The sequence below is a fragment of the Laedolimicola sp. genome, from assembly GCF_051972735.1.
GTDB lineage: Bacteria > Bacillota > Clostridia > Lachnospirales > Lachnospiraceae > Laedolimicola > Laedolimicola intestinihominis.
Genome location: NZ_JBOKYU010000002.1, coordinates 56,416 through 69,574 on the forward strand (window position 1 = coordinate 56,416; position 13,159 = coordinate 69,574).

At 54.3% G+C, this 13,159-nt stretch carries 12 protein-coding genes; all 12 read right to left on the reverse strand.

Translation table 11 applies throughout. The features are described from left to right. Positions 1-3 precede the first annotated feature (3 nt). Positions 4-3,243 carry a helicase HerA domain-containing protein gene (locus ACTRC3_RS01020; protein WP_440320892.1) on the reverse strand — a complete coding sequence of 1,080 codons (3,240 nt, stop codon included), beginning with the start codon at positions 3,241-3,243 and terminating at the stop codon, positions 4-6. Positions 3,244-3,457: 214 nt separating this feature from the next. Then, complete coding sequence (locus tag ACTRC3_RS01025; protein ID WP_440320893.1) at positions 3,458-4,318, reverse strand: DegV family protein; 861 nt, start codon at positions 4,316-4,318, stop codon at positions 3,458-3,460. Between the two features lie 130 nt (positions 4,319-4,448). Then, the gene (spoVAE, locus tag ACTRC3_RS01030) at positions 4,449-4,805 is read right to left on the reverse strand and encodes a stage V sporulation protein AE (RefSeq protein WP_349164811.1); all 357 of its coding nucleotides are present in this window, start codon (positions 4,803-4,805) and stop codon (positions 4,449-4,451) included. A gap of 16 nt (positions 4,806-4,821) precedes the next feature. Further along, entirely contained in the window at positions 4,822-5,844 is a 1,023-nt protein-coding gene (locus tag ACTRC3_RS01035) for a stage V sporulation protein AD (protein ID WP_440320895.1), read from the reverse strand. Positions 5,845-5,942: 98 nt separating this feature from the next. Then, positions 5,943-6,593 (reverse strand): stage V sporulation protein AA, encoded by a 651-nt coding sequence (locus ACTRC3_RS01040; RefSeq protein ID WP_440320897.1) that lies wholly within the window; start codon positions 6,591-6,593, stop codon positions 5,943-5,945. Between the two features lie 192 nt (positions 6,594-6,785). Then, on the reverse strand, positions 6,786-7,232 hold the full coding sequence (locus ACTRC3_RS01045; protein ID WP_440320898.1) for a 4Fe-4S dicluster domain-containing protein: 447 nt from the start codon (positions 7,230-7,232) through the stop codon (positions 6,786-6,788). Further along, positions 7,233-9,326, reverse strand: a complete 2,094-nt coding sequence (locus ACTRC3_RS01050; RefSeq protein ID WP_440320900.1) for a molybdopterin-containing oxidoreductase family protein — start codon at positions 9,324-9,326, stop codon at positions 7,233-7,235. Further along, positions 9,327-10,511 (reverse strand): MalY/PatB family protein, encoded by a 1,185-nt coding sequence (locus ACTRC3_RS01055; protein WP_440320902.1) that lies wholly within the window; start codon positions 10,509-10,511, stop codon positions 9,327-9,329. Between the two features lie 85 nt (positions 10,512-10,596). Further along, on the reverse strand, positions 10,597-11,961 hold the full coding sequence (locus ACTRC3_RS01060; protein ID WP_440320904.1) for a Na+/H+ antiporter NhaC family protein: 1,365 nt from the start codon (positions 11,959-11,961) through the stop codon (positions 10,597-10,599). Positions 11,962-12,075: 114 nt separating this feature from the next. Next, entirely contained in the window at positions 12,076-12,564 is a 489-nt protein-coding gene (locus ACTRC3_RS01065) for a SpoVA/SpoVAEb family sporulation membrane protein (protein ID WP_440320906.1), read from the reverse strand. 12 nt (positions 12,565-12,576) lie between these two features. Further along, positions 12,577-12,996: a stage V sporulation protein AB gene (locus ACTRC3_RS01070; protein WP_440320908.1), complete on the reverse strand. Its 420-nt coding sequence runs from the start codon at positions 12,994-12,996 to the stop codon at positions 12,577-12,579. Further along, positions 12,993-13,145, reverse strand: coding sequence for a hypothetical protein (locus tag ACTRC3_RS01075; RefSeq protein ID WP_262670751.1), 153 nt, complete (start codon positions 13,143-13,145; stop codon positions 12,993-12,995). The genes ACTRC3_RS01070 and ACTRC3_RS01075 overlap by 4 nt, the downstream gene beginning before the upstream one ends. Between the last annotated feature and the right edge of the window lie 14 nt (positions 13,146-13,159).

The window sequence follows — 13,159 nt, forward strand, 5'->3', positions numbered from 1 at the left end:
TCCTTACAGCGTCTTATTTTTCATGAAGTCATACAGCAAATGGTATTTACTTCCGTTTTTTCCGCCATTACTTTTTGCATAGAGGATGCCCCGGATGATTTCGCGGACAATGGTATCGTCCTCCACAAAAGCGTAATGGTAAAAGGCTGACTGAAACCGCTCCATCCATTGCTTCGCGTGCTTTACCAGTCTCTCCGACCTTTCTTCCGTGAGCCAGTCCGGTTCCTTTTCCAGCTTTACCTCCAGCTGTCTGTTGGTGTAAATCTGCTTATCATCAATGACATCCAGAAGACCCTCGCAGCCGGAAATCAACAGATACAGTCTGCCGACCTCTTCCTTTCTCAGTCCGGCTGCCCGCTTCAGCAGCATCTGATTCATGACGCCCACCATGTCCTCAAAATCACGCTTCTTCTCGTCATCAATGGGCGACTCGCGGATAATCTTCTTAAGCGCAATCAGCGAAAAGGCGCCCTTTTCCTGCTGCCGGTATAATTCCGTCAGCATCTGTCCCTTCAGGCTGCAGATGGCGTCCGGCATAGCGCGTTTTACTTCAGCCTCGTAATGGTTATCCCACATGTCAATTTTCATCAGAACCGGCGTAAGCCAGCCCTTCTGCATGACTGCCGCCACGCCGGTACCCAGACGGGACAGCTCCTTCGACTGATCCTCGTTCAGGGAAAGCGCGCTGCTCAGCTCCTCGCAGGCGTCCTTTGCCGGAGTATTCATAATGATTTTTGTTGAAGTATTTTCTATCGCGGAGGTATCCACCGCCATGGGCGACTGGTCAATGATGATGAAGCCCTCTCCGTAGGTACGCATTTCCTTGATGGAATTGCTGATCATTTCTACGGACTTTCCGACGATATTCGCGCCCTCCTGGCTTTGATCCTTGCTGGTGCGCTTGAGAATATTATGGGCCTCCTCAAGCACCGTCACATGCCGAAGCTTCGCGTCCCTGCTGCCGGTTCCGGCCTTACGCACAGACTGCCGGTATTCGCCCAGACGCATAATCAGCACACCCATCAGCAGGGCTACTGTTTCCTCCGAACCGATATCACTCAAATCTACAATCGCGTTGGAGTCAAATAAAATTGAATCGGAGATTCCCTCGCTGCGCTCAAAAATCAGTCCCGTAATACCGCTGGTCATGGATTGTACACGGGTCAGCAGCGCGCCCTTGTAATCGCCCTTGGAATCCGCCGAATAATCGGAGCTGTTAATAATAACAGGGAGGATTTCCAGCACATCCTGAAATACCGGATACTTATGATCTGAAATTCCTTCAATCCAGACGGAATTCATGACGTCCCAGCCACATTTCGTATAAGCCTTCACCACGGCTTCTTTCAGAATTGCGGGCATAGCCGCATACAGCGCCCAGGACGCGTTGAAGATCTGAATCAGCTTCTCAATATGGGTCAGCACGTGCAGATTCTCCGGAAACTGAAACGGGTTAATCCGGAGCATCTTGTATACATTCGGATCGGTATTGAAGATCCGGATTCCCTTCAGGCCTCCGAATACCTGCTTATACTCGCCCTTGGCCGGCTCGATGACCATCATGTGGACATCTCGTTTCAGAAGATTATCCAGCAGCTGATAGGTGGCATAGGATTTACCGGAACCGGAAGAGCCGGTGATAAAGCAATGGGAGGCCAGCAAATCCACATCCATAGGAACTCGCATTTCCTCTTTCAGGCCCATATGGTAAATATTCCCAAATTCCATCAGGCGGTCAATGCGGGACGGATCTTCGAATACCACCGCCCGGCCAAACTCCGCCATTTCCACCACAGCCACACCCGGTACGGATTTTCGCGGTAACCCCAATGCAATCGGAAGCTCTTTTCCATTGATCATATTGGTGGGCATTACCTGCTGGGCCTCATAGGAATCAAAAGCCGGAATCTCCGCCACCGGATGGACCAGATATTTCGCATTGTCTACGATTTTGCGGATTTCATTGCGGAGTCCCAGGTTCCAGAGGTTGATATGCGCATTTTCCACAGAGGATTCCTGTCCCATCATGACAGACTTATAGACATTGGCTGCCTGGGCTGTAACCGCAATATCATCGGAAAAGAAATAGCCGCAGAAATCCCACATTCCATAAGCCTTAGAGCAGTCAATCCGTTTCAGCTGGGCGTCCGCCCGGTTCATCAGCTCCTGTACGCCCTTATTTTCAAAATTCAGCGAGGTCGTATCCGTATCGCCCACGGATCGGCCCGTTCCCTTACTGGTGGACTCACTGTCCGACGTGCCGGTGCTGGTGGTAATCGCCGTGCTGAAGGAGGTTCCTGAGGTAAAGGAGGTGGAGCTTCCGTAGGAATCCGAGGAGCTCATGCCCCAGCCGTTGTCATTGACGCTGAAGCCGCTGGAATGTCCCTTGTTTCTGCCGTCGGTCCGTGACTTGGAGGTACCGTTGGAATTGCTGACACTGCTATTGATGGATTTTGAAAATGAGTTGGAGATGCTCTCGTTGACCGAATCTGTCTCACTGTGGGCAAAGGACAGGGAAATCCGCGCATGGGGCGACAGACTGGCGTACAATTCCTCATAGCCGTGCTGTCTGCGGGCCAGCGTCGTGCTGTCCACCGGAGCTGCCAGCAGAATCGCGGTATAGGGCTTCCGGTTCATGCTGCCGATAAATTTCTCCAGGCCCTGGATAAATTCATTCTTGTCATCGTCCCGCTCTGAAGGGATCAGAGAAACCGTAGCCAGGCTTTTGGGCGCTTCGCCCCCCGGCGTCATGGCGTCCAGAAGCGCCCGCTTCTCATTTCCATTCAGAGGCGCGGAGAGATCGATACCGGGGAAATTACCCTTCAATACGGAGCAGAGGGTTTCCCCTGCCAGCTCTGCATTGTCCTCCGAACGGACAGCCGCATAAAATCCGACCTCTTTGTTATCGGAGCGGATAATCAGTGCTACCGCGCTATTCATATTATGCAAACTGCTGTAGACGCTGATCAGCTTATCATTGATCTGCTCCTCCGGATCGTAGACCAGCTTGCTGATCTGATAGACACGCATTTTCAGCACATCCATCACCGCCGCATCCGGTTCATAGACGGTTCCGGCAGAAAAGCGATCCAGATACTGCTGGGTCAGATACATATCTGCCACAGCAAAGCCCTGCGCCAGCTTCAGCTCATAGGCGGTTTTTCGCTTCTGCTCCTCCCATTTCTTCTGCATATCCGTAAATCTTACGGGCATTGTAGGTTCTTTCTGTACATAATCAGGCATTCTGGTATTCTCCATCCGGGCATTTTTATCTCTTCCTCCATTATAAATTACCAACTTTTGTAAAACAATCTGTGACGCCTGTGTGGCATGGTTTCGAGACGTCTTTTGTCACAGTTTTATGCCAAAAAATGGAATAAAAAAAAGAACAATCCAAACAAGCATTACGCTTTCGATTGTTCTTTCCTGATTTCACTGTATTATTAATTTTATCGTTTTATTTCTCCGAAATAGCCAGAGCCAGGGCTCCGTCTCCGATATGGCAGGATACGCTTAAGGAAAGCGGATCGATAAAGCCTACCTCATATCCCGGAAATGCCGCCTCTACTTCTTCCCGGAATTTCAAAGCCTCTGCCTCGTTATTCGTATGGGCAATATCCATATGAACCCTGTGCGCCTCCAGACCGCCGAAACGGGTCTCAATGTCCTCCCGGATATGATCAATCATCAGCTGCCTGGCCTGGTGCATGGTGCGGGCCTTGGCGCAGCTGTCCAGCTTCTCGCCCTGGATGGTCAGCACCGGCTTCAGACGGAGCATGGTCCCGATAGCCGCTACTGCCGGGGTCAGACGGCCGCCTTTTTTCAGGTATTTTAAGGTGGCTACGGTGATGTAGATGCTGGAATTCTTTCCGGTTTTTTCCAGGAAATCTTTGATCTCCTGACCGCTTTTTCCATCCTTCACCATGGCAAGGGCTGTGTCCACGGAACGTCTCTGGGTAACAGAAATCCGGTGGTTATTGACTACAAATACTCTGTCTTCATAATCCGCCGCCAGCGCTGCCGCTGTCTGGCAGGAGCCTGACAGGCCGCTGGACATGGGAATCTGTACGATCTCGTCATACTCCTTTAAAAGCTCGTCCCAAAGCTTCAGGATCGCGTGGGGAGACGGCTGGGAGGTCGCGATATCCGCATCTCCTTTCAGCTTCTCGTAGAACTCTTCCTGTGTCAGATTAATTCCTTCAAAATATTCATTTCCATCAATTGTAAAAGGCATCGGCAGCACATGGATTCCCATCTTCTGTGCTTCTTCCTGCGTAATGCCACTGTTGCTGTCTGTCACAACCGCTATCTTTTTCACCTGGGCTGCCCCTTTCTGTGCTTTCTCTTATTAAGAATACTGCATATACTGATTTTCTTACTGCAAATATCACAAGTATAGCAGTTTGCGCAGAAAAAGGCAAGAAATTACGTTTATTTCCCTTTCCCCTTCATTTCTTCATCTTCGGCTGAAAGATCAGACTGGCCAGGTAGCCGAATACCAGGGCCGCGCTGATACCCACAGCGCTGGCTTTGAAGCCGCCCTTAAAGATTCCTAAGAATCCGTCTGCGTCTACCGCCTCTTTGACGCCCTTCCAGAGGACATTGCCGAAGCCCGGCAGAGGGACAGAAGCACCCGCGCCCGCGAACTTCTGGAAGGGTTCGTAGATACCGACAGCGCCCAGTACTGCGCCGGTGCAGACCAACAATACCATGATCCGTCCCGGCATCATTTTCGTCTTCTCCATCAGGATCTGGATCAGGGCGCAGATGAGACCGCCAATGAGGAATGCTTTTACGTAGTCCATAATGTTTCTCTCCTTTTTAGCAATGTTCTATCACAATCGCATGCGCGATGCCCGGTACGCTCTGACCCTCATTAAAGCTTACCGTCGATAACAGTGCGCCCGTAGGCACGAAAAGCATCCGTTTCCATTCCCCGCGCTCAATCTTAGGCAGCAGATACGCCGCCAGCGTCACAGCAGAGCAGGCACAGCCGCTGCCGCCGGAATGTGTATCCTGTTTCTCCGGGTCGAAGATCAGTATTCCGCAATCCTGATGCCGGACGGAAATATCGTACCCCCGCTCGGCCGTCAAATCAATCAGAATCTTCCGCCCCACATTTCCCAGATCACCGGTTACGATGGCATCGTAATCCTCCGGCTTCCGCCCGAAGTCCGCAAGATGCGCACAGATGGTATCGCAGGCCGCCGGAGCCATGCAGGCTCCCATGTTCATGGAATCTTTCACGCCGTAGTCGATGACCTTGCCCGGCGTGGCTCCGGTAATTTTCGCGTGTCCGCCACTCCCGGACAGTACAAAGGCTCCGCTGCCGGTGACGGTCCAGGTAGCCGATAAGGGACGCTGACCGCCGTACCCAAGCGGAAACCGAAACTGCTTCTCCGCACTGCCGAAGTGGCTGGAGGTCAGCGCCAGAACGGCCTCAGAATAACCGCCCTGTACGGTCATGGCTCCCAGCATCAGCGCCTCCCCTATGGTCGAGCAGGCCCCGTACAGACCGAACAAAGGCAGCTTCAGATCCATCACGCCGAAAGAGGTGGCAATGAGCTGTCCCAGCAGATCGCCGGAAAAAAGATACCGCACCGGCGGCACGCCCGGTCCCGGCAGCTCCGCCGCTTTCCGCATTGCCAGCTGCGCCGCCCGCTTCTGCAGCGCGCTCTCGGCCTCCTCCCAGGTAGCCTGTCCCGCCATCGGATCCGGCTCCACCTCATCAAAAAGAGCCCCCAGCGGCCCCTCGCTCTCCTTCTTTCCCACCACGCTGGCCGCGCTCACGATCTGCGGCGGTCTCTGGAAGCAGATGCTCTGTTTTCCTATAATCGTATTCATGTATGTCCGCACCTCCGTGTTCCTTTTTTGCTTTCTTATTTGGAAATTATTTTCTCCGAACACGGTTATTTTATGCGGGAGGGCAGAAAATAGTACATTTATAACAGACTTTTTTTCTTATGCTTCCCATTCCTCGCCGCCGTTTTGATGAGGGTGGTGTCCACGTCGTCCTCGTAGAGCCGCATTTCTACTTCGATGGGCGTCGGCTCTTTGGTGAGGCGACGGCCGCCCAGGTGGTTGAAAAAGGCCAGGATGCCGACGGCGAGGCCTAAGGAGTAGGTGAATTCCAGGATGGTGTAGCCGTCGGAGGGCTGGCCGGTCAGGAGGGTGTAGAACTGACGGAACAGATCGACGGTGGAGACGTCGTTGTTGAAGGCCATGATAGAAAATGCAGATCCGAAGAAGCATAGGATGCAGACCAGGCTCACTTTCAGGAAGGTCCGGAACCGGTTCTCCTCCGGTTTGGTGGAATATTCGGCTACGAAATCCATTTCTCCCAGATTCTGGATCTCCAGGCTCGGGTAGACAGCCTGGATTTTCTCGATCACGTCCAGGATCGAGATGACCGTGCGGCCTGCGCAGGAGCGTCTGCCCGGCTTTACATCCTGGAAGGCGTAGAGCTTCTCGGTCTTCAGGCGGTTTACGATTGCCGGATCCGCGCACTGCATTTCCACAGCCTCGCCCAGGGTCAGGACGCGGTTGTAGGTGCGGACGTTTTTTTCGGGTTTCAGGTACAGGATTTCGCTCATGGGGACGCCTCCGTATATCGTATTCTTCCTTTTATTCTGAACAAATTCGTAAATCTTATACGGGTAAACCGCAATACTATTTCCAACTGAAAGTGTACGATGTTTCCTTTTTTCTACCATGTATATCATTTTCTAACGCAAATAGAAAAGCGCTGCCCCGTCATAAAAATAATGACTGAACAACGCTCTTTTTTATTCTCCCAGATACAGCGCCCCCGTCGGACACACCCGCACGCAGGCCGGGATTTTGCCGACGCGCTGGCGCTCGATGCAGCCGTCGCATTTCTGGATTTTGCCGTGACGGTTCAGGGAAATGGCCCCCATACGGCAGGCGTTCAGGCACTGGCCGCAGCCGTCACAGGCGGCGGTGTCGTAGAGCACCAGGCCGCTCTCCGCGTCTTTATAGAGGCAGCCCGCCGTACAGGCAGCTGCGCAGGCCGGTACCCGGCAATGGAGACAGGAATCCGAATGAAACCGGAAGCTCACCTGTCCGTCCCGGCACCCTTCTTCCGTATACACCTGCCGGAGCGCCCGCTCCCCCTGCTCCACGTCCGTATCTTTCTCATCCATGCAGGCCATGGCGCAGGCACAGCAGGCCGTGCATTTGCTCTGATCGAACCGGATGGTTTTCGCTCTCATTTACCGCACCTTCTTTCGTATGCCCGCCCGGCTGCTGCGAAAAGCCGGGAAGCCGGAATATGGATCCACGTTCTCCGGATCCAGCAGTGTATTCACATCCGCTTCCGGGTACCCGTGGTAGATATAGACCGTGCCCGGATCCACCATATAGGTCAGGTTCGCCTTCAGGCTGATGCAGCCAAAGGCTGTATACACTTCGATCTCATCCCCCTGCTGCACAGAAAGAGCCTCCGCGTCCGCCGGATTCAGATCCGCCGTTGCATCTGGCCGGAGCGACCGGGCCCAGGGAACGCCGTGCAGCCTGGAGTGCAGCGCCCCCGGAATCCGCGGGCCGGAGCACAGGGTAAAGGGATATTTCTCCTGCTCTGCCGCACAAATCGGCTCCCGATATACCGGAAGGTAGTCCAGACTGCAGTCCGGGTACTGTTCCCTGATCTTCGCTATCTCCAGGGAATAGAGTTCGAATTTTCCGCTGGCCGTCGGAAAGCCCTCTGCCAGCATCTTCCCTGGCTTACAGTTTCCCGCCCCCGGCACCTTCACCGGAAGCTCCGCCGCCCGAAGCTCCTCGTAGGACACCGGCAAATCAGAAATCAGATACCGGATACACGCTTCCGGCCCCGCAGTCAGAAGCTCGTCCGCAAGTCCCATTTCCCGGGCCAGATCGCAGATAATCCGGATATCCGGTTTTGATTGATACAGCGGTTCGATAACCGGCTGGGTCACCGTCAGATACCCGCCGCCCCAAGCCTTCAGCTCGCTCCGCTCAAAGGAGGTGCAGGCCGGCAGCACGATGTCGCAAAGCTTCGCCGTATCCGTCAAAAACAGATCCACATCCACCAGAAAATCCAGCGTCTTTAAGGCTTCCGCCAGCCGATCACTGCCCGGCGCGATCCGATGATTCAACCCGAACCCCACCACCGCCCGAAGGGGATAGGGCTTTTTCTCCCGGATCTGCCTTGCCAGATCCGTAAACTGTGCCTCGTCAATCAGCGCATGCCAAAGCGGGTATTTTTCCCCGCCCACCGGCGAGAAGCCTGGCCTCGTCTTCACCTTCCCGACGAACTCCTTCTCCCGGGTGGCGAAGCCCGCTGCCTGATAATTATAGCTAAACTGTATCGGAATCTGCCCGCCCGTCCGGTCAAAGGATCCGGTGATGGCCGACAGCGCCATAATGGCCCGGTAATTCTGAAATCCGTTCCGATGATGGGCGATGGGCGCGGCGCTCTCATTGATGGCAAGGGGCAGATGGCCTCCGATCAGCTCCGCAGCTGACCTCACCTGCTCCGCCGATACGCCCGTCAGCCTTTCCACCCGCTCCGGCGTAAACTCCTTCACATAGGCCGCGTACTCCGCGAAGCCGTAGACATATTTCGACACATATTCCCGGTCATACCAGCCATTTTCAATCAGTTCATGGGCCAGCCCCAGCGCCAGCGCTCCGTCTGTGCCGGGATGGGGACGCAGATGCAGATCCGAAAGCCTGATGGATGCAGGCGTAATCCGGGAATCTACGATAATCACCTTCATGCCTCTCTTCTTCGCCGCCTCCACTCCGGCTGCCGCCAGATTCCGGGAATAATAGGGATTATAAGCCCAGCCCAGGAAGACCCCTGCATGATCCACATCCGGCGACGACATCACATTGCCGGTCACGGTCAGCCACTGGAGAAAGGTGGAGAACATACAGCTGCCGGACTCTGTCATGTAGTTAGGTGTACCAAACTGATTGGCCAGACGGTGGAGCCAGGGGCGGTACCATTTCGTATAGCCCGAGAAAAAGGCCACTGCTTCAGGTCCGCTCTCCTCTCGAATAGCCAGCAGGCGCTCTGCGATCCGCTCGTAAGCCTCCTCCCAGCTGATGGGCCGGAACTCCCCGCTGCCCCGCTCCCCCATGCGCAAAAGAGGCGTGCGGATCCGATCCTTCCGGTACACATACTGTCTGGCCGCCAGCCCCTTGGCGCAGAGAAGCCCGTGGTTCTGGGGATGCTCCGCCGTTCCTTCTATTTTCACAAGCTGCCCGTCCTTCACATAAGCATCGATGCCGCAGTGAAAGGACGGGCAGCAGATATCACATATCGTTCGTTTCCGTTCCATCTAGTTGTCCTTCACAAGTTCTTCTACCGCTTTCCGGATGCGCGCAAGGCCTGCCGTGAGCGTCTCCCTGGTACAGCCGAAATTCAGCCGCACGAACTGGCCGCTCCGCTCCCGGTAGGCGTCTCCCATGGACAGCCGTACGCCTGCCTTTTTGAAAAAGTCCGGAAGCTCCGCAGCATCCAGTCCCAGCCCACTGCAGTCCAGCCACACCAGGAACATGGCCTCCGGGAAAATGGATTTGATCTGAGGCAGGTATTTTCTCAGGTAATCCAGAATATAATCCCGGTTACCCTGCAGATAAGCCACCAGCTGATCCGCATAGTCATCTCCACAGGTATAAGCTGCCTCCATGGCCACCAGACTTAAGCAGCTCACGCCCGGCGAGTTTTTAGAAAGTGCCGCACGGAACCGATTCCGCAATGTCTCATTTTCTATGAAGATCACAGAGGCTGCCGTGCCTGCCACGCTGAAAGTCTTGCTGGGCGAGGTGCAGGTAATCGTCCGCCCGCAGAACTCCTCCGACAGGGACGCCAGCGGAATATGCTTTCTGCCGTCGTACACAATATCCCCGTGGATCTCGTCAGACAACATCCATACTCCGTATTTTCCACAGATTTCCCCGGCTTTTCGAAGCTCTTTCTCTGTAAAGCAGCGCCCCTCCGGGTTCTGGGGATTGCAGAACATCCACATCCGGCAACCCCGGATCTTCGCCTCAAAATCCGCCCAGTCAAACTCGTACCGGCCATTCGTAAGCACCATGGGACTGTCCACAGTCACCCTGTCATTTTTCTCAATGACCTCGAAAAACGGGTCGTAAATCGGCGTATTGATGAGAATCTTGTCCCCCGGCTCTGTAAAGGCCTGCACCGCCGTCGCCATGGCGCAGTCGATGCCCGGCGTCACGGTAATCCACTCCGGCTTCGCCTGAAAACCGTGGCGGCGCTGCTGCCAGGAAGCCGCGGCCTGAAGACACGACGCCGAAGGGCGCACATAACCGTAAATGCCGTGATCCACGCAGACCCGAAGAGCCTCATTTACCTCGTCGGGCGCCCGGAAATCCGTGTCCGCCACCCAAAACGGAAGCAGCATGTCACTGCCGCTTCCGATATATTCTTCGCCCCATTTCGCGCTGTTCTGTCCGACGCGGGAAATGGGCTCGTCAAAATCATAGATTTTTCTGCTCATATTTGCATCTCTTTTCTACAGCTCCATATATACAACAATCTGTATGAATTTGATTATACTATATATCCTGCGGGGCTTCCATATATTATATCACAAAACCCAGCACCAGATAAATCACCACCGCGATAGCCGCGAAGGGCAGCGCGTAAGGCAGCTGGGTTTTCACATGGGACACCACGTCGCAGTCGCAGGAGGAGCAGGTCATTACCGTGGTATCAGAAATCGGGGAAGTGTGGTCTCCGAACACCGCGCCGCCTGCGATAGCTCCCGTAATCAACGGAATGGACACATTCAGGGACAGGGCCATGGGCAGCAGCACCGGCATCATAATCGCGATGCTGCCTGCGCTGGTTCCGGTGGAGAAGGATAAGAGGCAGGTCACGATAAAAGCAAGCGCCGTAAATACCGTCGGGGAAATGAGCTGTACCAGCACGCCGGACAGGAACTCTGCGGTTCCAAGTTCTCCCAAAAGGTTACTGAGGGCATAGGCAAATACCATGATAGCTACGATACCGGTCATGCTTCCGCATCCCTGGAAAAAGATGTCCAGCGTCTCACCGAACTTCATGACTTTTTGGATAGCCAGATCCAGCATCAGGTACAGGCTTCCGAAGAAGATGCCCAGGATCAGTCCTGTCTCACTGTCGCCAGCCGTGAAGAAATACACCAGCGCAAAACCAATCATAATAGCCAGCGGAACTACCAGATAGCGGGCCTTGCCGGTACCCGGATGCTCCACTTCGCCTGCAAGAACGCTCTCGTCCGCGTCATTTTCGTTCTTATAGGCTTCTTCCACCTTCTTCATGGGGCCATACTCAATATGTAACAAGGTAAATACCGCCACGCCCACAACAGCCATGATGCAGTAGAAATTGAAGCCAATACTGCGCACCATTACAGAGGTGGGATCCGCGATACCCTGTGCCTCGATGAAGCTGGCGATATACGGACCGTAAGCCGCAATCGGAATCAGAATGGACATGGGCGTCGCCGTGGAATGCACGATCCACGCCGTCTTCTCCGGAGAGATTTTGAAGGCTTTGGTAAATGGTCTTGCGATGGCTCCCGTAATCATAACGCTCATGGTGCCGTCCAGGAACATCAGCACGCCAATGAGCCAGGTGAACAGCTCTGCGCCCACCCGTGACTTGACTACGCTGCGCTTGGCAATCATAAAGTGGGTAAAGCCCTTTAAGCCGCCCGCCTTCTCAATCAGATAGAAGAGTCCGCCCAGCATCAGCAGAATGAAGATAATGGAGGTGCTGGAGTGGCTGGAAAATACGTCCACCATCATATCCTTAGTGCCCACCAGTACGCTGACCAGGTTAGGATTCAGAATAAAATTGCCCAGAATCAGCGCGATAAAGAGCGCGATAAATACATTTTTCGTCACCAGCGCCAGAACGATGGCTGCCAGAGACGGTAAGATACTGTAAATGCCGTAATTCATTAGAAGATTCCTGCCTTTCATCATTGGTTGTCACTTTGTAGCTGCAAAATTGCTGAACATCTACTCTACTTTTTGCTATCATACCTTTATTAACCTACTTTGTCAATAGGTATTCTATATTATTCCCAGTATCTTCAGGACCCAGTATCCCAGTCCCAGTACCCAACTGGTAAAAATGCCATACAGAATCACCGGACCGGCGATGGTAAAAATCTTACAGCCGATGCCGAAGACCTGTCCTTCCTTCTGATACTCGATGGCCGGGGCCGCCACGCTGTTGGCGAAGCCGGTAATCGGAACCAGCGCGCCTGCGCCGCCCCATTTAGCGATAGAGGGGAAAAGATTGAAGCCGGTCAGGACGGCGCTTATCAGCACCAGAATCAAAGAGCACCAGCTTCCGGCGGCCTCCTCGTCGAGACCTGCGCTCAACGCATAATTGATAATCCACTGCCCCATACAGCAGATAATCCCGCCCGTCATAAAGGCCTTCGCCATCTGACTGCCAAGCTCATGGGTGGGCGTCACGTCCTTTACATACTGGTTATATTGCTGCTTCCCCTGCTCGTCCGGCTGCTGCCGACGAAATTCCAGGAATTCTTTCATTGTATTTTCCTCCTAAAATCGGAAATAATAGTACAGAAACGACCCAACCGTCCGTCCCGCCGCCATGGACGCAATCATCAGCCCAAGCCCTCTGCGCAGATCCATCCGCCTGGTAAAAATCGGCACGATATTCACGATCTCCGTCAGCGCCATGGCCCAGGTCCCCACAAAGACGCCGGAAAACAGGCCAAAGACGCCTGCCCCCACCTGCCCCAGCGGCAGTACTATCTGATACACACTAATCGCATTTCCCAGAATGGCTCCTGCGGAGACCGCGTCCTCGTACCAGAAGACATGACGGGCCGTGCGGGTCTGATCCGCGAACTCCGACACGATTCCCAATGCGATAATCAGTGCAAAGACCCCTCCCGCCACGCCAATCCCGGCACTTAGGCCCACCGCCGCCATCAGCACCTGCTTCCAGCTGCTCACGCCAGCTCCTCCTGCACCGTCCGATACACCAGCGTTCCGTCCGTCATCGGCTCCTCCTTATCCTGTGCCAGCAGATACCAGGCCACACCCGCCGTCACCAGCACCAGCAGCATCATCCACAGCCACACCCGATACTTCGTATGATTCATGGAAGCCACCTCCT

Bases quoted from the DNA above. Each gene is read 5' to 3' on its own strand.
- ACTRC3_RS01020 (WP_440320892.1), bottom strand. From the start codon at position 3,243: ATGCCTGATTATGTACAGAAAGAACCTACAATGCCCGTAAGATTTACG.
- spoVAE (WP_349164811.1), bottom strand. From the start codon at position 4,805: ATGGACTACGTAAAAGCATTCCTCATTGGCGGTCTCATCTGCGCCCTG.
- ACTRC3_RS01035 (WP_440320895.1), bottom strand. From the start codon at position 5,844: ATGAATACGATTATAGGAAAACAGAGCATCTGCTTCCAGAGACCGCCG.
- ACTRC3_RS01040 (WP_440320897.1), bottom strand. From the start codon at position 6,593: ATGAGCGAAATCCTGTACCTGAAACCCGAAAAAAACGTCCGCACCTAC.
- ACTRC3_RS01045 (WP_440320898.1), bottom strand. From the start codon at position 7,232: ATGAGAGCGAAAACCATCCGGTTCGATCAGAGCAAATGCACGGCCTGC.
- ACTRC3_RS01050 (WP_440320900.1), bottom strand. From the start codon at position 9,326: ATGGAACGGAAACGAACGATATGTGATATCTGCTGCCCGTCCTTTCAC.
- ACTRC3_RS01055 (WP_440320902.1), bottom strand. From the start codon at position 10,511: ATGAGCAGAAAAATCTATGATTTTGACGAGCCCATTTCCCGCGTCGGA.
- ACTRC3_RS01060 (WP_440320904.1), bottom strand. From the start codon at position 11,961: ATGAATTACGGCATTTACAGTATCTTACCGTCTCTGGCAGCCATCGTT.
- ACTRC3_RS01065 (WP_440320906.1), bottom strand. From the start codon at position 12,564: ATGAAAGAATTCCTGGAATTTCGTCGGCAGCAGCCGGACGAGCAGGGG.
- ACTRC3_RS01075 (WP_262670751.1), bottom strand. From the start codon at position 13,145: ATGAATCATACGAAGTATCGGGTGTGGCTGTGGATGATGCTGCTGGTG.